The organism is Streptomyces soli (assembly GCF_003999195.1).
In the GTDB taxonomy this organism is placed as follows: domain Bacteria; phylum Actinomycetota; class Actinomycetes; order Streptomycetales; family Streptomycetaceae; genus Actinacidiphila; species Actinacidiphila soli.
On the sequence record NZ_RJVR01000360.1, the window covers coordinates 1 to 19,531 of the forward strand.

At 68.9% G+C, this 19,531-nt stretch carries 15 protein-coding genes and 3 pseudogenes; 9 read left to right on the forward strand and 9 right to left on the reverse strand.

Annotated elements, in window-relative coordinates:
- Window positions 1-404: 404 nt before the first annotated feature.
- The 3 genes from EFK10_RS44285 to EFK10_RS44295 all read right to left on the reverse strand — a co-directional run bounded on the left by EFK10_RS44285 (window position 405) and on the right by EFK10_RS44295 (window position 2,881).
- Complete coding sequence (locus tag EFK10_RS44285) at window positions 405-584, reverse strand: hypothetical protein (RefSeq protein ID WP_164836434.1); 180 nt, start codon at window positions 582-584, stop codon at window positions 405-407.
- 527 nt (window positions 585-1,111) lie between these two features.
- Window positions 1,112-2,041 (reverse strand): ADP-ribosylglycohydrolase family protein, encoded by a 930-nt coding sequence (locus tag EFK10_RS44290; protein ID WP_127361290.1) that lies wholly within the window; start codon window positions 2,039-2,041, stop codon window positions 1,112-1,114.
- A 399-nt stretch (window positions 2,042-2,440) separates the two neighbouring features.
- A complete protein-coding gene (locus EFK10_RS44295; RefSeq protein ID WP_322973473.1) occupies window positions 2,441-2,881 on the reverse strand; it encodes a superoxide dismutase family protein in 441 nt (146 codons plus the stop codon).
- Between the two features lie 716 nt (window positions 2,882-3,597).
- Between EFK10_RS44295 and EFK10_RS53680 the strand changes: the two are divergent.
- Window positions 3,598-3,864 (forward strand): annotated as a pseudogene (locus tag EFK10_RS53680) (transposase family protein); the annotation flags it as partial.
- A gap of 75 nt (window positions 3,865-3,939) precedes the next feature.
- Here EFK10_RS53680 and EFK10_RS51625 read toward each other — a convergent pair.
- On the reverse strand, window positions 3,940-4,371 hold the full coding sequence (locus tag EFK10_RS51625; RefSeq protein WP_127361293.1) for a MarR family winged helix-turn-helix transcriptional regulator: 432 nt from the start codon (window positions 4,369-4,371) through the stop codon (window positions 3,940-3,942).
- A gap of 24 nt (window positions 4,372-4,395) precedes the next feature.
- A complete protein-coding gene (asnB, locus tag EFK10_RS44310) occupies window positions 4,396-6,240 on the reverse strand; it encodes an asparagine synthase (glutamine-hydrolyzing) (protein ID WP_127361294.1) in 1,845 nt (614 codons plus the stop codon).
- Between the two features lie 846 nt (window positions 6,241-7,086).
- Here asnB and EFK10_RS44315 point away from each other — a divergent pair.
- The gene (locus EFK10_RS44315) at window positions 7,087-7,593 is read left to right on the forward strand and encodes a DinB family protein (RefSeq protein ID WP_127361295.1); all 507 of its coding nucleotides are present in this window, start codon (window positions 7,087-7,089) and stop codon (window positions 7,591-7,593) included.
- 50 nt (window positions 7,594-7,643) lie between these two features.
- Here EFK10_RS44315 and EFK10_RS44320 read toward each other — a convergent pair whose 3' ends face one another.
- Window positions 7,644-7,904: a hypothetical protein gene (locus EFK10_RS44320; RefSeq protein WP_127361296.1), complete on the reverse strand. Its 261-nt coding sequence runs from the start codon at window positions 7,902-7,904 to the stop codon at window positions 7,644-7,646.
- Between the two features lie 111 nt (window positions 7,905-8,015).
- Entirely contained in the window at window positions 8,016-8,252 is a 237-nt protein-coding gene (locus EFK10_RS44325; protein ID WP_127361297.1) for a hypothetical protein, read from the reverse strand.
- A 364-nt stretch (window positions 8,253-8,616) separates the two neighbouring features.
- Here EFK10_RS44325 and EFK10_RS44330 point away from each other — a divergent pair.
- A pseudogene (locus EFK10_RS44330) lies at window positions 8,617-8,816 on the forward strand (SigE family RNA polymerase sigma factor); the annotation flags it as partial.
- Between the two features lie 108 nt (window positions 8,817-8,924).
- Here EFK10_RS44330 and EFK10_RS44335 read toward each other — a convergent pair.
- Complete coding sequence (locus EFK10_RS44335; protein WP_127361298.1) at window positions 8,925-10,355, reverse strand: chitinase; 1,431 nt, start codon at window positions 10,353-10,355, stop codon at window positions 8,925-8,927.
- Window positions 10,356-10,440: 85 nt separating this feature from the next.
- On the reverse strand, window positions 10,441-11,703 hold the full coding sequence (locus tag EFK10_RS44340) for an alginate lyase family protein (protein WP_127361299.1): 1,263 nt from the start codon (window positions 11,701-11,703) through the stop codon (window positions 10,441-10,443).
- 751 nt (window positions 11,704-12,454) lie between these two features.
- Here EFK10_RS44340 and EFK10_RS44345 point away from each other — a divergent pair.
- The 6 genes and pseudogenes from EFK10_RS44345 to thrB all read left to right on the forward strand — a co-directional run bounded on the left by EFK10_RS44345 (window position 12,455) and on the right by thrB (window position 19,206).
- Window positions 12,455-12,935, forward strand: a pseudogene (locus EFK10_RS44345) (response regulator).
- 100 nt (window positions 12,936-13,035) lie between these two features.
- Window positions 13,036-14,034 (forward strand): ArgS-related anticodon-binding protein NrtL, encoded by a 999-nt coding sequence (gene nrtL / locus EFK10_RS44350; RefSeq protein ID WP_127361301.1) that lies wholly within the window; start codon window positions 13,036-13,038, stop codon window positions 14,032-14,034.
- Window positions 14,035-14,044: 10 nt separating this feature from the next.
- On the forward strand, window positions 14,045-15,436 hold the full coding sequence (lysA, locus tag EFK10_RS44355; RefSeq protein ID WP_127361302.1) for a diaminopimelate decarboxylase: 1,392 nt from the start codon (window positions 14,045-14,047) through the stop codon (window positions 15,434-15,436).
- Window positions 15,437-15,557: 121 nt separating this feature from the next.
- The gene (locus EFK10_RS44360; RefSeq protein ID WP_127361303.1) at window positions 15,558-16,850 is read left to right on the forward strand and encodes a homoserine dehydrogenase; all 1,293 of its coding nucleotides are present in this window, start codon (window positions 15,558-15,560) and stop codon (window positions 16,848-16,850) included.
- A gap of 33 nt (window positions 16,851-16,883) precedes the next feature.
- The gene (gene thrC / locus EFK10_RS44365) at window positions 16,884-17,951 is read left to right on the forward strand and encodes a threonine synthase (RefSeq protein WP_127361304.1); all 1,068 of its coding nucleotides are present in this window, start codon (window positions 16,884-16,886) and stop codon (window positions 17,949-17,951) included.
- A gap of 331 nt (window positions 17,952-18,282) precedes the next feature.
- Window positions 18,283-19,206: a homoserine kinase gene (thrB, locus tag EFK10_RS44370; RefSeq protein ID WP_127361305.1), complete on the forward strand. Its 924-nt coding sequence runs from the start codon at window positions 18,283-18,285 to the stop codon at window positions 19,204-19,206.
- Window positions 19,207-19,531 lie beyond the last annotated feature (325 nt).

Sequence of the window (19,531 nt, forward strand, 5' to 3'; positions counted from 1 at the left end):
CGCGAGTTACAGACCCTGCTCGCGGCATGGACCGGCACCTGCCCCACCTGCCACCGCGACATACCCACCCACACACCAACCTGACCAAGCACTACTAGGTCCTGTCCGGGGGCGATCGTGAGCGGAGCGAGATGATGGTCGACACCAACGTGCACACCAACACCTACGGCGACTTCTCACGGCGACCGCGTCCGGGCAGGTCGTAACCGTACCCGGGTTGCTTCGGGACGAAGGGGCCCCGGGGTGAAGCCTGTCCGAGGAGTTGACAAGCGTACGGCCCCCTGATCATGCGGGCGCCAACTCGCGCGGCTGCGTAGCGGCGGCCGGGTCCGGCGGGCTGGTTGGTTTCGATGCCCTTGCCTGTGAGGCTCACCCTCCCGCGGCCCCGGCCACCTACGTCAGCTTCACCGTGCTGACCTCTTGGGGGTGACAACAATCGGCAGCAGGATCAGCATGCTGACCCGGTAGGCGATCGTCGTGAGGAGGGGGGCGCCGATGAACAACATCAGGAGGAAGTCGATGACGCTCCCGTTGTGGACATGGATGCCGATGAGGGGCATGGTGCCGCCGATGAGTTCGATCACGGTGCACCACAGGCCCCATATACCTGCCGTGGCTCCTAAGGCGATGGTGAGGACTTGCACCCAGGCGGGTAGTTCCTTACGGCTCATTGGAATACTCCCGAATTGCGGTGGTCGACGCGGGGGAAGGTGGTCAGTCTGTCGACCGGTCACCGTATACAGTATGCAGATGACAAGGTGTCATGCCAGATGCGCGTCAGATTGAGCGGTGACCGGTGTGCGGCGGCAGGTCGTACCAGCTGTCAATCGAGTCTCACGGCCTATTCACGGCCTGACAAAGGGAGTTAGAGCCGATAAGGGCCCGCTACCTGCACGAACGCTCCACAGGCCCACGCCCTCCGGAGCCGTTGCACGAGATCCGCACCAGTGGCGCACCAGAACGGGCGGTAAACCACGGTCAATAGGGGTCACAGCACGGCCGGACCAGAAGGGTCGTGCTGGCGTTTGCGCTGCTCAGGGACTTGATCGCGTGTGAACGCACAGTGATTCCCAAGCTCATGGCTCGGATGACGCATGCGCACCGAGGCCGTTCAGGTCGCGAGGCGCTGCGCGAGATCCAGTAGCTGTCCAAGCCTCAGGATTCGGCCGCCGGAACCTGGCAGGGGGACATGCAGAGATTCAGTCCACCGAACGGGGATCGCGTCCACCCCGTAGTTGGCGCCCGCGAGGCCGCCAGTGACCGCAGCGACTGTGTCCGTGTCGCCGCCGAGGTCGATTGCGGTGCGTATCGCGTCCTCGAAAGTATCAGTGGTGCGCAGGGCCCAGACAGCCGAGCCAAGGCACGGCCAGACGGCGCCGTTGAACTCCGTGGCCTGATCGGGGTGCCAATCCGGCGCAAGGACGGTGCCATACCGCTCGCGATGGTTGGGGTGGACAAGAGCCAAGGTGGCGGGGAGCGCTTCGAGGGGATCGGCCCCATCCAGTGTGACCCGAAGAAGCTCGTGGAATACGGCAGTGCCTTCCCAGGCAGCGCGGTCGCCATGGGTGAGAGCGGCAATGCGGCGGGCGGTGTCCATGGTTGCTTGTTGGCCGTCGCGAGCAAAGTAGACCGCCGAGGTGGAGGCCCGCATCAACGACCCGTTGCCCGCCGCCCGTTGGTTGACCTGGAAGTGAATCCCGGCGGCAAGATCCCACGGCATACCGCTGGTCAGGACGTCTTCTGTCTGCAGCCCGATGTCCTTGGGCTCGGAAACCGCCCAATGCTGAAAGCGGGCGAACATGTCCGGCAGGTCCAGCCCGCCCCGCTCCAGCAGTGACTCAGCGACCAGGACTGCCATCTGCGTGTCGTCCGTGGCTTCGCCCGGCTCCCAGCCACCGCCACCGCACATCTCACCGCCGGCACTAGGTAGAGGGAACCGTGCCGAGAACGCGCCCGCGGGACCGAACTCGAAGGGGGCTCCCAGCGCATCGCCGACCGCCGAGCCGATGACCGCTCCGGCGGCCCGCTGAATGCGCTTCACCAAGCCAGGCTATCGGCGCCGCACAGCGTGCACGTCGGATGTCTCGGCAAGTCTGGAGACGCATGGCCTCCTGGGCCGTCTCTGGGCCGTGCGAGGCTGGCCAACGGTGACAGATGCCACCCGGCAGTGACCGTCCTTGCACCGCTCTGGCCTGGGCCGCCGTTGTCGAGCTGCGGCACTGGTACGACCATGCCTGCACAGGGAGAGCTGACATCACCGGTTGACATCAACGTCGCCCGACGGCGCCAGACCGTGCCGATCAGATGAGGCTGGTAAGAGAGCCCACTTGAGTCCGCATGCGTCAGGTTACCGACTGGGGGCGAGTCGAGACGATAAGGCTGACGACAACGCGGCCGGGGACAGCCATCGGCCACCGACGCCCCCCATTTCCGGCCGGTCTTATTTGCCGGTGCCCGCCACGTCCGTCGTGTTGACGAAAGGCACGGTGAGACAGGCGAGCCGCGCCCCAGCCATTCCTGCCTTGCCGTGCTTCGTCGCCGTCCCGTGCTCGTGGATGACCACGGACCGGGCCGCGCCCGGCCGGAAGCGCCAGTCGTGCCGGGATTCGGCGGTGGCACGGCCCCGGGCGTCGGTCGTGAAGTCCAGCCACACCTCGTTCTCGGAGTTCGCGTAGGCGGGGTCGGTGGAAGGCTTTTTTGGGTCCTTGACGTTTTGGTAGTGCGGCCCCGAGGCATCCGGGGTGCGGCCACAAGGCTTGGTGTGCACATGCGCGCCGTACATACGGTTCGGGGGCAGCCCGCTCACCTGGAGCCGAACGCTGGTGGTCGCGCCGCCGACGCGCCCGCCCACATGCTCGACAACGGAGATGCGAGCGCCCACGGGCACCTTCTTCGAGTCGTATGTCAGCGGTTTCGACGGATGGAACGGCGAAGGCGGCACGAACCGCCCCTCCGCCTTCACTGTGCGGGAGCCGCCATACGCGAATGCCACTGTGGTCGGCACCGCGAGCAATGCTGTCACGGCAAAGGCAGCGGACGCTTTGTGAAGAGTCCTCATGAGCGGTCTCCCTCGACGAAGGTGATGAGGAGTCCAGCAGGTGGCGGTCCCACCGTAAAGGCCAGTAATTCCGCGCCGCGAATTGAAAGCGTCCGTTGGAGCGAAGCGGTCGAGCAGGCGCACTCCCGTAAACACCCCCCACAGCGGCAGGCGCACCACTGACGTCGGACGAAGCGCCGTGCCCTGGAATCCTGAGGCCCTGCGGCTGCAACACGAGTTCGTATTGCAGCCATCGGCGAAGTCGACCCCCGTAAGTGGGTCTTCAAAGTTGAGCGGTGCGAAGGTGTCCGCGGGCTCGGCGGGTGGTGACACAGCGTGTCCATAGCCGCTGGTTCTAGGTCACACCACCCGTGGCCCTGGATGCAGAGTGCCCGTGGCCATGAGTGATCATTGCTGTTCTCTACGCAGCTTGATCATCATGGGACCACGGGCTTGGACAACGATAGGCCTGGCGGTCGCTCGGGTGGAGCGGCTGGAGGACGGCACCCGACGGGTGCACTCGGTCACTTTCCGAAGAGGGCGCGCGGGCCTGCCCGCAGTGCGGAGCGTTCTCCTTGCGCATCAAGGGGTCCGCGATCACGCGGCCACGCGACCTGCCCTTCGGCGAGCGGGGCCTGGAAGTGGTGTGGCGTAAGCGGCGCTGGTACTGCGCGGAACCACGGTGCCCGAGGAAGTCGTTCACCGAGCAGGTCCGCCAGGTCCCGGCGGGAGCCAGGATCACCGAGCGGTTACGGTCCGCGGCGGGGCTGCGGGTGTGCGACGCCGGCTCCACGGTCGTTCAGGCAGCCCGCGACCTGCGGCTGTCCTGGCCGACGTGTGCGGGCCGGCCCGGTCCGGGTGAAACGGCATGGGCGTCCGATGATCCGCGACGGCCCCCGGTCTCAGTCGGCATCGGTGAGCCGACGCAGCAGGTGGCCCACCTCCAGCACCTTCTGCACGTCCTGCGGCGACAGCGAGCCGAGGCGTTCGGCAAGAGCCTCGGCCTCGCTGTGCGCCACCCTGGACATTGTCCGTGAACCCGAATCGGTGATGGCCACACGGATGGCGCGGCCGTCGGCCTGCTCGGGTTCGCGGCGGACCAGTCCCGCGGATTCCAGGTTCGCTACGGCGGCGGTGACCGTCGGCTGGGAGCAGGGGACGCGGTCCGCGATCACGCCGATGCGCGAGGGACCGTACTCAGTCAGCAGGGCGAGAACGATGAGCGGAGTCGGCTGCAGCCCAGGATCGGGCCGGGCCTTGCGCAGGGCGCGCAACAAGCGGTGCAGGGACACCACGAGTTCGAGCGCCGCCTCCTCGCTGACCGCCGCAGTCATCCGCCCGTCACATCTCCAGTCTGGTCAAGCGATCGCCATCGTAGGCGAGTAGAGGTCCATCCACAGCGCGAGATCGAGGACGCGCTCCAGGCCGTGCCGGGAGGCCTGGGTGACCTGCGGAGTGCCGGTCTTGACCGCGCGCTCCAGCCATGCGCGGCTGACCAGGTCGAACACCGGGTGCGAGGGCTTGGCCAGCAGGTCCTTGGCGTTCTCCTGCAGCGCCACGGCGTACTTCGGGTCCTGGGTGGAGGGGTAGGGGCTCTTGACGCGGTCGTAGACGGACTTGGGTAGCACGTCCGCGGTGGCCTCGCGCAGCAGGCTCTTTTCCCTGCCGTCGAAGGACTTCAGCTCCCAGGGGGTGTTGTAGACGTACTCCACCAGGCGGTGGTCGCAGAACGGCACCCGGACCTCCAGGCCGACCGCCATGCTGGCGCGGTCCTTGCGGTCGAGCAGGATGCGCACGAAGCGGGTGAGGTGGAGGTAGCAGATGACCCGCATCCGGTACTCGAAGTCGCTCTCGCCGTCTAGGCGTTGGGCACCGCGGACCGCGACGCGGTAGCTGTCGCGGATGTAGTCCTCCAGGTCCAGGGACTTAATGACCGTGTCGGTGAGGATGTTGCCGTCGTCCCCGAAGTGCTGGGCGTACCGCACCAGCCAGGGGAAGGTGTCGGCCTTGCGGGCTTCTTCGTCGAAGAACTGCTGGTAGCCGCCGAAGACCTCGTCCGCGGACTCGCCCGACAGGGCGACGGTGGAGTGCTGCCGGATGGCCTTGAACAGCAGATAGAGGGAGGCGTCCATGTCGCCGAGCCCGGCGGGGATGTCCCGGGCGCGGATCATCCTGGAACGAACCTCGGGGTCCGCGAGCTGGTCGGAGTTGAGAACGATGTCCTGGTGCACGGTCCCCGAGCCGGCGGCGACGTCGTGCACGAAGGGGGTGTCGGGGGTGCCCCGCAGGCCGTCGGGGACGAAGTTCTCGGTCTGGCCCACGAAGTCGACCGCGAAGCTGCGCACGGTCTGCCCCTGGGCGGCGAGTTGACGTGCCGCCAACGCGGTCATCGCCGAGGAGTCCAGGCCGCCGGAGAGCAGGGTGCAGCGTGGCACGTCGGCAACGAGCTGGCGGCGCACGATGTCGTCGAGCAGCTCGCGTACGCGGGCGATCGACGCCTCCTTGTCGTCGGTGTGCTGCCTGGTCTGCAGAGACCAGTAGACGTGGGTACGGATGCCGTTGCGCCCGACGGTCACCACGCTGCCGGGCTCGACCTCGTGCATGCCCTCCCACACCGCGTGACCGGGCGTCTTGACGAAGGCGAAGAGCTCGCGCAGGCCGTCCAGGGAGACACGGCGGGCGGCGAGCGGGTTGGCGAGGATCGCCTTGGGCTCGGACCCGAACAGCACACCGTCGTCGGTCGGGTAGTAGTAGAACGGCTTGATGCCCATTCGGTCGCGGATCATGACGAGCTTCTGCTCGCGGCTGTCCCAGATGGCGAAGGCGTACATGCCGTTGAGCCGGTCGGCGACGGCCTCGCCCCACTCAAGGTAGCCGTGGAGCACCACTTCGGTGTCGGAGGCGGTGGTGAAGCGGTGGCCGCGCGCGGTCAGTTCCGTGCGCAGCTCGGTGAAGTTGTAGGCCTCACCGGAGTACACCATCGCCACCGTGCCGCCACCGCCGGCTTCGGCGGTCATCGGCTGCCGGCCCCCGGGCAGGTCGATGATGGCGAGCCGGCGGTGTCCGAGCGCGGCGGGTCCGTCCACCCAGGTGCCGCGGTCGTCCGGCCCGCGGCAGGCCATCGTCTCGGTCATCGCGTCCACGGTGTCTTGCTCGTTCCGCAGGTCCCGCTCGAACGAGATCCATCCGGCGATTCCGCACATGTGTCTGCCTCCGACTCTGCCTTGCCCAGGTGTTCCGCGGCGTTACGGCCTGCTGCGGACCTACCTACTCCGCGCTGAGATCCGCTCACCTTCCGTAATGTGTATCGAGCACCTATATAACAAGTGTCCGTCGGCGGAGGTTGTTCGTCAACGCCGGACGACACCGGCGCGCGCGGGGTGGGCTACGTTCGCCCATCCCGCCACAGGCGCTCTGAGCTGCCCGAATCGCCGTACGATGCGGTCCTCGCACCTAGCGTCCGGGGACACGGGCGGGGCGCCTGTTCGAGTGAGCGCACGCGCATCGAAGAGGACCGGGGCTCACCCTCCGCTGCCGTGTACGAGTCATCCAGCCAGAGTTTGGCCCACAGGTTGGCTTCCGCGAGCGACGGCACGGTGCCGAGCACCGGGTCGATGGACTCGAGGGAAATGGTCTCAGGGTGTGGGCGCGGTGGAAGTCCCACAGCGCTGTGGCGTCCGCGGCGGGCACGGGTGATCGCAGCCAGGCGGGCGTCGACCTCCGCCCGAGCGGGCTTCGGCGGTCGGCCATCGCGCGAGCCGAGTTTCCAGCGTGTCGTTGTTCTCGAACCCTCTGCCGAGGTGTCGGTGTTCCGGCAAGATCATTGTCTGGTCCGGGATGCTGGGCGCCTGTTGCCGAAGGCCCAGGAAGCTCTGCAGATGCGGGCCGCGGCAGCACTTCGCGCCGGCCGGGACCGGCACGAGGTGGCTCAACTCCCAGGCGTCAGCATGGAGTCGGTGGCCGATTGATGGCGGAATTGAGGACCGTATCTGTCCGCAATGCCTCGTAGTGTCCTCCGTGACGACCAAGAACGAGGAAAGGCGGAGATCATGACCACGGAGACGCTCCTCATCGGTGAGCACGCGGACCTGCTGGCCAGCCTGAGCAAGCACCGCTTCTTCCTGCGCTACACCGTGCAGGGGCTGACCGACGAGCAGGCCGCGCTCACGCCGACCGTGAGCGCGCTGTGCCTGGGTGGGCTGATCAAGCACGTGACGCATGCCGAGAAGGGCTGGATCAACTTCGTGCTGGACGGCGCCGAGGCGTTGTCCGGCGGCTGGGAGCAGCACATGGGCAGCTTCCGTATGGAGCCCGGCGAGACGCTGGCCGACCTGCTGGCCGAGTACGACGCCGTGGCGAAGCGGACCGACGACCTGGTGTCGTCGCTGCCGGACCTGCACAAGAGCCGGCCGCTGCCCGAGGCCCCGTGGTTCGAGCCCGGCGCCAGCTGGTCGCTGCGCCGCGTTCTGATGCACATCATCGCCGAAACCGCGCAGCACGCCGGCCATGCCGACATCATCCGCGAGGCCGTCGACGGTCAGAAGACCATGGGCTGACCAGGGCAAGACCCCCGGACTGCTCCGGGGGTCCCATGGTGCCGCACCACTCAGCCGTCGTCGCCGTCCAGGAGACTCTGAATACGCCGGTTCGCGACCTCGTCACGGCCGTCGAGGCAGCAGGACCTCCACACTGTTGCCGGCCCGCTCACCCGTTTCGAGGCGCAGAAGGCCCCACCGAGCGCGCCGGCGCCGTGTGCCTTCAACTGCCCAAGCGGTGAGGCGAAGGTCTCTTCCGTGGGCAGCCACTCTTCCTCCCAATCCCACCGAAGGTCGGCATACAGCTCAACGGCATCCAAAGCGTCGCGCATGTCCAGAACCGCCGCCCTGAACTCGGCAAAGCCATCTACCGGAAGGGTCGAGTTGGCTTCATGTGCCCGCGCCCGAAGTGCTCCTGCCGCGCCCCACCACGCGGCCTCCGCTCATGAATGCGGCCCTTCGTCGCGGGCCAGTTGCCTCAGGGCGATGCGGGCTGCGGGGGCCTGGGCGCCGTGGGTGGTCCAGTAGGGGTGGGTGGAGACCTGGACGCTGAGGCGGTTGAGGCGGCGGCGGAGGGTGGTGGTCTGGGCTGGGCCGCCGACGCGGTCTGCGAGCTGCTGGTATACGGCGTACCAGTCGCGCTGGGCGGCGACGAGGTCATCAGGGAAGGTGTGCGCCATGCCCAGATTCAAGCATGTGTTCGATTTTCTGCGCACCACCCGCACGAGTGAATGTGGCGGGCGACAGTGGTGTTCGTCCGCACATAGTGCGGTATGACATGTATGCGGACGGCGGCACTCTGCGCCGCCACCCTGATCGCCGTAATGCTCCCGACCACGGCCGGGGCGGCGGTGGGGGCCGCGGCCTCTGACCGGGGACGGCGCGCCTGTGTCAGCTCCCCGAAACCGGCTCGGGGCCCGGGCCGTCAGATCCTCGACGTTGTGGAAAGGCCAAGAAGGAACTCCACCTGAGGTCCGTGCTGTTCAGGGTCGATGTCCGTGGCCGGGAGGTCGTCACCGCGCGACGCCGAGCTTCGAGGAGTTCGTGGCGGCGTGCGGCCCCCGGCTGTTGCGTGTCGCGTGGCTGCTGACGGCGGACGCGTATCTGGCCGGGGATCTGCTGCAGACGGTGCCGGCCAAGGTCTGGCCGAAGTGGCACTGCTAGCGGCGGGCGACCCGGAGGCGTACGCGCGGAGGGCTCTGGTCAATACGCATGCGCCCTGGACCCGGCGCTGCACCCGGTGGTCGTCATGGGCGACGCGGCCTCACTGGAGCGATAGCCCGTCGACCGACCGGAGAAACGGTACGGGGCCCTGGACGACAGTCGTCCAGGGCCCCGTACCGTGTGGGGAATTAGGCGGCCGGCAGGATCCACTGCTGGTTGGCGGCGCCGGAGCAGTCCCAGATCTGGAGGCGGGTGCCGTTGGCGGAGCTGGGGCCGGTGGCGTCGAGGCAGCGGCCGGACTGGGGGTTCGTGAGGCGGTTGTTGGCGCCGGCCAGCCATTGCTGGGAGCCGGTGCCGTTGCAGTCGTAGAGCTGCACCGTGGTGCCGTTGGCGGTGCCGGCGCTGGTGACGTCGAGGCACTTGCCGAGGGCCTTGAGGGTGCCGTCGGTGCCAACGGTCCATTGCTGGGCGCTGGTGCCGTTGCAGTCGTACAGCTGGATGGCGGTGCCGTTGGCGGTGCCGGCGGAGGCGACGTCGACGCACTTGCCGCCGTAGCCGGTGATCTTGCCGGTACGCGAGGTGCCGCCGCCGGTGGAGGTGCCGGTGATGGAGTTGAAGATGCTGGAGAACTGGTAGGCGCTCTGCGAGGTGCCGCTGCAGGTGCTGGAGAGGGTGCCGTTGGTGGAGCAGGCCTTGTCACGGCCGAGGGCCCAGAAGGCGAGCTCCTGGATGCCGTTGGTCTTCGCGAAGCTCTCGAGGGTCGAGGCGTTGCTCGTGGAGAAGACCTCGCTGGTGGTGTCGTTCACGCCGATCATGGGCGTGTTGCCCTCCATGGCCCACAGCTGGGCGGAGGTCTTGGTGGTCCAGATCTGGCCGAGCTGGGTGTGGAGCGCGGTGGCCGCGTTGATGGCCGCCTGGCCCATGTCCATGGCCGACCCGTAGTCCATCGTCATGAGGTTGACGAGGTTGACGGTCAGGCCGTTGCTCTTGGCGTTGTTGAGCAGATTCAGCGAGTTCTGCAGGAGGCCGGTGGGCATGACCGGCAGGGTGTACTGCACGTCCAGCTTCTTGCCGGCGGCGGCGTACTCCGACTGGAGCTGGGCGAGGGCCTGGTTGCGGCGGTCGTTGGCCGTGGTGTTGTCGAGCGCGCTGCCCTCGATGTCGAAGTCGACGCGGGTGAGGTTGAGGGTGTCGATGACCTTCTTGTACTGGGCCTTGAGGGTGGAGACCGAGGTGCAGGACAGACCGAGTTCGGTGCCGGCCGCGCCGCCGAAGGAGGCGATGACGTCGCCGCCGGAGGCCCGCAGGGAGTTGATGGCCGTCGTCCAGCTGCTGTCGGATATGGACACGTTCCCGTTGAAGGTGGCGTTACAGCCGCCGCCGTCGAGGATGAAGGCGAGCGTGAAGTACTTCAGGCCCGTGGCGGACTGGGCGCTGGCCATCGCCGAGGCCGAGTTCCAGGTCTCGACGTAGGGCGCGGCGTATTGGGCGGGGAAGCCTGGGCCGGGGTTGGCGGCCGCGCTCGCGGTCGTACTGGAACCGAGCAGCAGCCCGGCGGCCATCGCCGGAACGGTGATCGCGGCGGAGAGGGCTCTGAGCCAGGAACGGGATTTACGCATGGGGGGAGCTCCTGTTGGCGTATGCACGCAAGAGGGGAACGGGGGAGAGGTGGTGCTGGAACCGACGTGCCGGAAAGGTGGGGGTTCAGCTGGGGTTGTCGGCGTGGGTGAGGGTCTCCCAGGCGACGAACAGGCTGTTCGTGCCGGCCGGGCGCTGCTGCTCGGTGAGCGTCTGGGTGTTGGACATGGCGTAACCCAGGCGGTTGTGCATGGCGTTGTAGCCGACCTCGGTGACCGGGCCGAGACCGAGGGTCAGGGTGCCGCCGCACAGCCAGGACGGGACGGCCGTGCCGAGCTGGTACTTGGCCTGGAAGCCGAGCGCCTGCCGCAGACGCTCGCCGACCTGCGGGTAGAGGTCCGCGCCCTGGATCCGGGAGGTCTCGGCGACGTGCGAGATCGCGGAGATGCCGTAGCCGGTGTGGGTGAAGTCCCGGCAGGTCTCCTGGGTGAGGCCGGTGACGAAGGTCGACTGGCCCTGCCAGTAGCTGACGATCTTCGCGGTGGTGTCCAGCCCGCTGCCCGGCACCGTCTTGGGCACGGAGCCGTCGGTGCTGAGGTAGATGTACGCCTGCACCCGGTTGAGGTAGCGGGTCACGGCCTTGTCGTAGCTGGTGCGGTCGTTGAGGAAGACGGAGATGCCGACGGCGGCCTCCATCATGCTCAGCTCCCAGTTGCCGTTGCTGTTGGAGCCGTTGATGACCTCGGGCAGGTAGACGTTGCGCAGCATCGTCGAGAAGCGGTCCACGTTGGGCCAGCTGCTGTACGTGTAGCGGATGATCTCCGCCGCCCGCGGCCACACGGATCCGGCCCAGCCGGTCTGCAGCGGTGCGTTGCTGTTGGTGTGGGAGGTGATCACGGCCGACCAGGCGTCCATGATCTGGATTGCCTTCTGCGCGTACCGGGCGTCCTTGGTGATGTACCAGGCCAGCGCGTCGGTGTACGCCGCGATCGCGTCCTGCCGTTCATCGGTGCACCCGTAGTTCGGGTTGGAGTACGACCCGCACTCCACGACCGCCCGAGGCGCCGGCGTCCGCGACAGCGAGGCGTACGACGAGGCCATCATCTGGTCGTTCGCGCTCTTCCACGGTTGCGCGCCCGCCTGCACCTTGCCTCGTACGAAGTCCAGCTGTGACTGGCTGACCATCACACCGGGGTGGGTGAAGACGGCAGGCGCGGCAGGGGTGACCGTCGCGGCGGTGGCTGCGGTGGTCGGCGGGTTCGCTGCTGAGGCCGCACCAGCGAGGACGGTGGCCAGGAGTGCGCCGGAGAGAGTGGCGATGAGGAGAGCCAGACCCCTTCGCCTACGCGGTTTCGGTCGACGGGGCGTCAGTAAAGGTGTACCGGGCATGGACTGGGCCTTCCCGTGAGTTCATGTGTGTGAACTTCAGCCTCCCCCGTGAGCGACTGATTGAGCGAGAAGGTAGGACTAGACCAATGATCCCGTCAAGGTCTCCGTCCCAGGTATATGGCGGCGTTGCTGCATCGGCGGGTGGTGCTGACGGTTCGGTGGCTGTGCTCTTGTGGCGGTTGAGGTCAGGTGGGTCGGAGCGCTGATTCGTATACGTGAACTGTCGAGCAGTCAGACCGAGAAGACCGCGATTGTCCACTCCGCGGCAGTTGCGAATCCGAGGCGCTGGGTGCTCGCCCCGATGGCTCGGTTCTCGTACGCGTTCGACGTCACGACGAGGGCCACGTCCGGCCGGTCCAGGCAGAGCCATCACGGGGAACGGTCCTCACCCACGCCGCCAGCCCTTTGCCGCGATCCGCCACGCACGATGGCTTTGGTGAGACGCGCAAGTTCGTCAGCGCCCCGACTACTCCCGTCCGTGCAACGCGCCGGTCATGCGCACCTCACGGCCCCGACGCGCCGCCGTGACCTCCCCGTCCCGTACGCGTTCCGGGCTCCACCTCTTCATCGGCGTGCGGCGCGTCGTTGATCGCCTGCACGGGCCACCGCGTACGACAGCGAACAGATCCGCCGGAGACGCCGAGCGGTTGGTGCGCGGCGGCGAAGTCACGCGGCGACCGAACTCCGTCCCTACCCAGCAGTAGGCAGGGGTAAGCGGGGAGAGCGGAAACGTCCCACTCACGGGGAAGAAGTGGGCAAAACGCCGACGCGGCGGATCGTGCGCGCCTACTCTTCGAGGTGTGCCGGGCATGTCCGGCCGGGTGCTTGTGGTCGACGACAACAAGGTCATCCGGCAGCTGATCAGGGTCAACCTCGAACTGGAGGGTTTCGAGGTCGTGACCGCGGCCGATGGTGCCGAGTGCCTGGACATCGTGCACCGGGTCTGTCCGGATGTGGTGACCCTGGACGTGGTGATGCCGAGGCTGGACGGCATCGAGACGGCGCTCGCGCTGCGGGCGGACCCCCGCACCGGCGGGGTGCCGATCGCGATGGTGAGCGCGTGCACGCAGGCCGAGGTGGAGGCGGGCGTGGCGGCCGGGGTGAACGCGTTCCTGGGCAAGCCGTTCGACCCGGCGGAGTTGGTGAATCTCGTACGCAGGCTGGCGCACAGCGGCGGGCAGAGCGGGGAGCCGGCGACGGGGGAGCCCGCCACGGCACCCGGCGGAGGCTGAGCGACCATCCCGGGCGCCCCCCGGAGCCCCGCGCGCCGACCTGCCCAATGGGTGAAACCCGTTGGCGTGCGCACCCCCCACCTCGCCTACGCTTGCCTCTGTGACCCCCGCTGAGCTCTCCCGCACCGTGCTGAGGACGGTGCGCCGTGCCGTGGAGGCCGATGAGCTCAGCCTGTCGGTGCCGGAGCTGCCGGAACAGATCCTCGTGCAGCGGCCGCCGAGGCCCGGCTGCGGGGACTACGCGACGAACGTGGCGCTCAAGCTCGCCGGACCGGCCGGCCGCCCGCCCCGCCAGGTCGCCGAGATACTGCGCAGGCACCTCGCGCACGCCCCCGGGATCGCCCGGGTGGACATCGCCGAGCCGGGGTTCCTCAACATCACGCTCGACGCGGTGACGCACGCCGACCTCGTACGCGCCGTACGGCAGCGCGGCCCGGCATACGGCCACGGCGAGGGCCTGCGGGACGTACGGGTGACCGTGGTTTCCGCCGACCCGCAGGAGGCCAGGGCCACCGTCGTCGCGGAGGCCGCCAACCGGCTGCTGCGGGCCGGCGGGGCCCAGGAGGGCCCGCCCGAGCCGGCCAAGCCGCAGCCGGTGGCTGCGCGCTTCGACGAGCTGATGCGCACGCTCGGCCCCGACGCCACCCGCTGGGCCCTGCTGCGCCCGCCATCCGGCGACGTGCCGCTGCCCGACCCGGCCGTCCACCTCACCCAGCGCGCGAGCAACCCGCTCTTCCGGGTCCGCTACGCCCACGCCCGCACCCGGGCCCTGCTGCGCAACGCCCATGACCTGGGCGTCGAGCCGGCACCGGGGGAGTACCGGCACCCCGCCGAGACCGATCTGCTCGGCCTGATCGCGGACTTCCCCCGCGTCGTCGACGCCGCCGCCCGGCATCGCGCCCCCGACCGGGTCGCGCGGCACGCGGAGCGTACGGCCGACGCCTTCTTCCGGTTCCACGACGAGTGCCCGGTGCTGCCCAAGGGCGACGAGAAACCCTCGGCCGTTCACGGCGCCCGGCTCGCGCTCGCCGAAGCCTCCGGGACCGTGCTCGCCAACGGCCTGACCCTGCTCGGCATCAGCGCCCCCGATCACCTATGAGAGTGCAGAGATGAGTCGTTCCGCCCACCCCGCAGGGCCCCGCTACGCCGACGTCCTCCCCGAGGGCCACTACACGGCGCCCCCCGCCGACCTCAACACCCTCGACCCGCGCGTCTGGTCCCGTACGGTCGCCCGCACCACCGACGGCGCCGCCCAGGTCGGCGGCCTGGACGTGCGCCACCTCGCCGAGGAGTTCGGCACCCCCGCGTACATCCTGGACGAAGCCGACTTCCGGGCCCGCTGCCGTGCCTGGCGCGAGGCCTTCGGCGAGGACGCCGACGTCTTCTACGCGGGCAAGGCCTTCCTCTCCCGCGCCGTCGTCCGCTGGCTGCACGAGGAGGGCCTCAACCTCGACGTGTGCACCGGCGGCGAGCTGGCGGTCGCCCTGTCCGCGGGGATGCCCGCCGAGCGGATCGCGCTGCACGGTAACAACAAGAGCGCCGAGGAGATCGAGCGGGCCGTCACCGCCGGGGTCGGGCGGATCGTGCTCGACTCCTTCCAGGAGATCGTCCGGGTCGCCGACATCGCCAGGAAGCACGGCAAGCGGCAGCGCGTGCAGATCCGTGTGACCGTCGGCGTGGAGGCGCACACCCACGAGTTCATCGCGACCGCCCACGAGGACCAGAAGTTCGGCTTCTCCCTCAGCGGCGGGGACGCCTCCGAGGCGGTCCGCCGGGTGCTCACGCTGCCCTCCCTCGAACTGATCGGCATCCACTCCCACATCGGTTCGCAGATCTTCGACACCTCCGGTTTCGAGGTCGCCGCCCACCGCGTCGTCGGCCTGCTGAAGCAGGTCCGCGACGAGCACGGCGTCGAGCTCCCCGAAATCGACCTCGGCGGCGGTCTCGGCATCGCGTACACCCCCGACGACGACCCGCGCGAGCCGCACGAGATCGCCAAGGCCCTCGGCGAGATCGTCACCCGCGAGAGCGCCTCCGCGGGCCTCACCGCCCCCCGGCTGTCCGTCGAGCCCGGCCGCGCGATCGTCGGCCCGACCGCCTTCACCCTGTACGAGGTCGGCACGATCAAGCCGCTGGAGGGCCTTCGTACGTACGTCAGCGTGGACGGCGGTATGTCCGACAACATCCGTACCGCGCTCTACGACGCCGAGTACACCGTCGCCCTGGTCTCCCGGGCCAGCGACGCCGAGCCGATGCTCAGCCGCGTCGTCGGCAAGCACTGCGAGTCCGGCGACATCGTCGTACGGGACGCCTTCCTCCCCGCCGATCTGGCACCCGGCGACCTGATCGCCGTACCCGCCACCGGGGCCTACTGCCGCTCGATGGCGAGCAACTACAACCACGCCATGCGACCGCCCGTCGTCGCCGTCGCCGACGGCGAGGCCCGGGTGATCGTCCGGCGTGAGACGGAGGAAGATCTCCTGCGTCTCGATGTCGGCTGAAGTGAAATCTCACCTGTAATCGGGACGGTCTCATTCACCGGACAGGACGTGGAAACTTCCGTCCGGTGAGTGAGACTGGTTCTGCTCCCAGGCCAATGAGCTGTAAACGAAACGAGGTCGGATGATGCGTACGCGTCCGCTGAAGGTGGCGCTGCTGGGCTGTGGTGTGGTCGGCTCAGAGGTGGCGCGCATCATGACGACGCACGCGGCCGACCTCGCGGCGCGCATCGGCGCCCCCGTCGAGCTCGCCGGGATCGCCGTACGCCGCCCGAACCGGGTCCGCGCGGGCGTACCGGCCGAGCTGCTGACCACGGACGCGACGGCCCTGGTCAAACGCGGCGACATCGACGTCGTCGTCGAGGTCATCGGCGGCATCGAGCCCGCCCGCTCCCTCATCACCACCGCCTTCGAGCACGGCGCGAGCGTGGTCTCCGCCAACAAGGCCCTGCTGGCCGCCGACGGCACCGCGCTGCACGCCGCCGCCGTCGAGCACAGCGCGGACCTCTATTACGAGGCCGCCGTCGCCGGCGCCATCCCGCTGATCCGCCCGCTGCGCGAGTCGCTGGCCGGCGACAAGATCAACCGGGTCATGGGCATCGTCAACGGCACGACCAACTTCATCCTCGACAAGATGGACACCACCGGCGCCGGGTACTCCGAGGCGCTGGACGAGGCCACCGCCCTCGGTTACGCCGAGGCCGACCCCACCGCCGACGTCGAGGGCTTCGATGCCGCCGCCAAGGCCGCGATCCTGGCCGGTATCGCCTTCCACACCCGGGTGACCATCGACGACGTCCACCGCGAGGGCATCACCGAGGTCACCGCCGCCGACATCGCCTCCGCCAAACAGATGGGCTGCACCGTCAAGCTGCTGGCCATCTGCGAGCGCAGCGAGGACGGCGCCTCCGTCACTGCCCGCGTGCACCCCGCGATGATCCCCCTCACGCACCCGCTGGCCAGCGTCCGCGAGGCGTACAACGCGGTCTTCGTCGAGGCCGACGCGGCCGGCAAGCTGATGTTCTACGGTCCCGGCGCCGGCGGCTCACCGACCGCCTCCGCCGTCCTCGGCGACCTGGTCGCGGCCTGCCGCAACAAGCTGGCGGCCACCACAGGACCCGGCGAGTCCGCCTACGCGCGGCTGCGCGTCAGCCCGATGGGCGATGTGGTCACCCGCTACCACATCAGCCTCGACGTGGCCGACAAACCGGGCGTCCTGGCCCAGGTCGCCACGGTCTTCGCCGAGCATCAGGTGTCCATCGACACCGTCCGCCAGCAGGGCAAGGACGGAGACGCCGCTCTCGTCGTCGTCACCCACCGCGCGCCCGACGCTGCGCTCGCGGCGACCGTCGAGGCCCTGCGCAAACTCGACACCGTACGTGGCGTCGCCAGCATCATGCGCGTCGAAGGGGAGTAATCCGAGATGAACGCCGTAACAGACCGTCCCCGAATGTCCGGCACGCACCAGTGGCGCGGCATCATCGAGGAGTACCGGGACCGCCTCCCGGTGACCGCCGAGACCCCCGTGGTCACGCTGCTGGAGGGTGGCACCCCGCTCGTCCCGGCCCAGCTGCTGAGCGAGCGCACCGGCTGCGACGTCTTCCTCAAGGTCGAGGGGGCCAACCCGACCGGCTCCTTCAAGGACCGCGGCATGACCATGGCCATCACCCGGGCCAAGGAGGAGGGTGCGCAGGCCGTCATCTGCGCCTCGACCGGCAACACCTCGGCCTCGGCGGCCGCGTACGCCGTACGGGCCGGGATGGTCTGCGCCGTCCTCGTCCCGCAGGGCAAGATCGCGCTGGGCAAGATGGGCCAGGCGCTGGTGCACGGCGCCCGCATCCTCCAGGTCGACGGCAACTTCGACGACTGCCTGGACCTCGCGCGCGGCTTGAGCGACAAGTATCCGGTGGCGCTGGTCAATTCGGTCAATCCGGCACGTATCGAGGGCCAGAAGACCGCCGCGTTCGAGATCGTGGACGCGCTCGGCGATGCGCCCGACATTCACGTCCTCCCGGTCGGCAATGCGGGCAATATCACCGCGTACTGGAAGGGTTACCGCGAATACTCCGCTGACGGCGTGTCCACCCGAAACCCCCGCATGTGGGGCTTCCAGGCGGCTGGTTCGGCCCCCATCGTCAACGGTGCGCCGGTCCGTCAGCCGCAGACCATCGCCACCGCGATCCGGATCGGCAACCCCGCGTCCTGGCAGTTCGCGGAGGAGGCCCGGGATGAATCGGGCGGCCTGATCGAAGCGGTGACGGACCGTCAGATCCTCTCTGCGTACCGCCTGCTGGCGGCCCGGGAGGGCGTCTTCGTCGAGCCCGCCTCCGCCGCGAGCGTGGCCGGCCTGCTCAAGGCTGCCGAGGCGGGCCGGGTCGATCCCGGCCAGCGCATCGTCTGCACCGTGACCGGAAACGGCCTCAAGGACCCCGACTGGGCCGTCGCCGGCGCGCCCCAGCCCATCACGGTCCCCGTGGACGCGGACGCCGCCGCGGAGAAGCTGGGTCTCGCTGGTTGAGGCCCATGCGGCACCGCTCTGCCGGACGGGCTCAATGAGCCCGTCCGGCGATTGAGGACACGGCGGGATCCGGGCCGCCCGGGGCTCGTGTACGGGCCGGCCGCACAGGGGGGCGCATGCGCCGGAGGCGACACGCATCACGCGCTGTTCGTGCGCCCTATGTCGCAACAGAACCTTCCTTCGATAGGCTGAGCCCACACAGGCGTCGCGCGTGCGCCGATCCGGCCCATGCCACCGGCATTGGCGCCCCAAAAGTCCTCCCGCCGTAAAGCCGTAAAGCAGCGGCATCCGAGGCAGAACCGCCCTGAAGTACAAGGAGAGTCATCGAACGATGGCCGGACCCGCCTTCCGCGCCGCCGCCGTCCGAGTGCGCGTCCCCGCGACCAGCGCAAACCTCGGACCCGGCTTTGACGCCTTCGGCCTGGCCCTGGGGCTCTACGACGACGTCGTGGTCCGCGTGGCCGACTTCGGGCTGCACGTCGACATCGCCGGAGAGGGTGCCGAAACGCTCGCCCGGGACGAAAAGCACCTGGTCGTACGCTCCCTGCGCACCGCGTTCGACGTGCTCGGCGGGCAGCCGCGCGGCCTCGAGGTCGTCTGCGCCAACCGCATCCCGCACGGCCGGGGCCTCGGTTCCTCCTCCGCCGCCATCTGCGCGGGCATCATGGCCGCCCGCGCGGTGACGATAGGCGGGCAGGACAAGCTGAACGACGCAGCGCTGCTGGAGCTGGCCAACGAGATCGAGGGCCACCCGGACAATGTCGCCGCCTGTCTGCTCGGCGGCTTCACCCTGGCCTGGACGGAGGGCGGCACCGCCCACGCGATCCGGCTGGACCCCTCCGAGGCCGTCGTGCCCGTGGTGTTCGTACCGTCCAAGCCCGTGCTGACCGAGACCGCCCGTGGCCTGCTCCCGCGCACCGTCCCGCATGTCGACGCCGCGGTGAACGCCGGCCGGGCCGCGCTGCTGGTGGAGGCCCTCACGCACCGCCCCGAGCTGCTGCTTCCCGCCACCGAGGACCGGTTGCACCAGGATTACCGTGCTCCCGCCATGCCCGAAAGTGTGGCTTTGGTGAACCGTCTGCGCGCCGAGGGCGTCCCTGCTGTCATCTCGGGGGCGGGCCCCACGGTGCTGGCGCTCACCGATGACGGGGCCGCCGACAAGGTCTCCCAGCTGGCCGGCACCGGGTGGGCGGCCAACCGCCTGACCCTGGACGGGGCTGGGGCGAGTGTCCTGCCGCTGGCTGTGGGGCAGTGACACGATTGCCGGTCGATGAGAGGGGGAATGTTTGTTGGATCCGGTAGTGTTAATGTCAAGTCTGCACTCGATGCCATTGCGGCTCGGTGCTCCGTGTCCCGTCTCGGGACCGCCATTCTTCCGGGAGCCTCCCACACCGCATAGGCAGCCTGCCTGAGCAGTGCCGAGCACGCTCCGGAGTCGGCGCGAGCGACACATCACCTGAGTGATCTCTCCGCGCCAAAACCACGTATGTCATTTTCTGCCGCCGTCAGGCGGACCACCGCCCCGGATCAGGTCAGGGACAAAGGCCAGATCCGGACAGCACAACCGGTCGCCGAGCCAG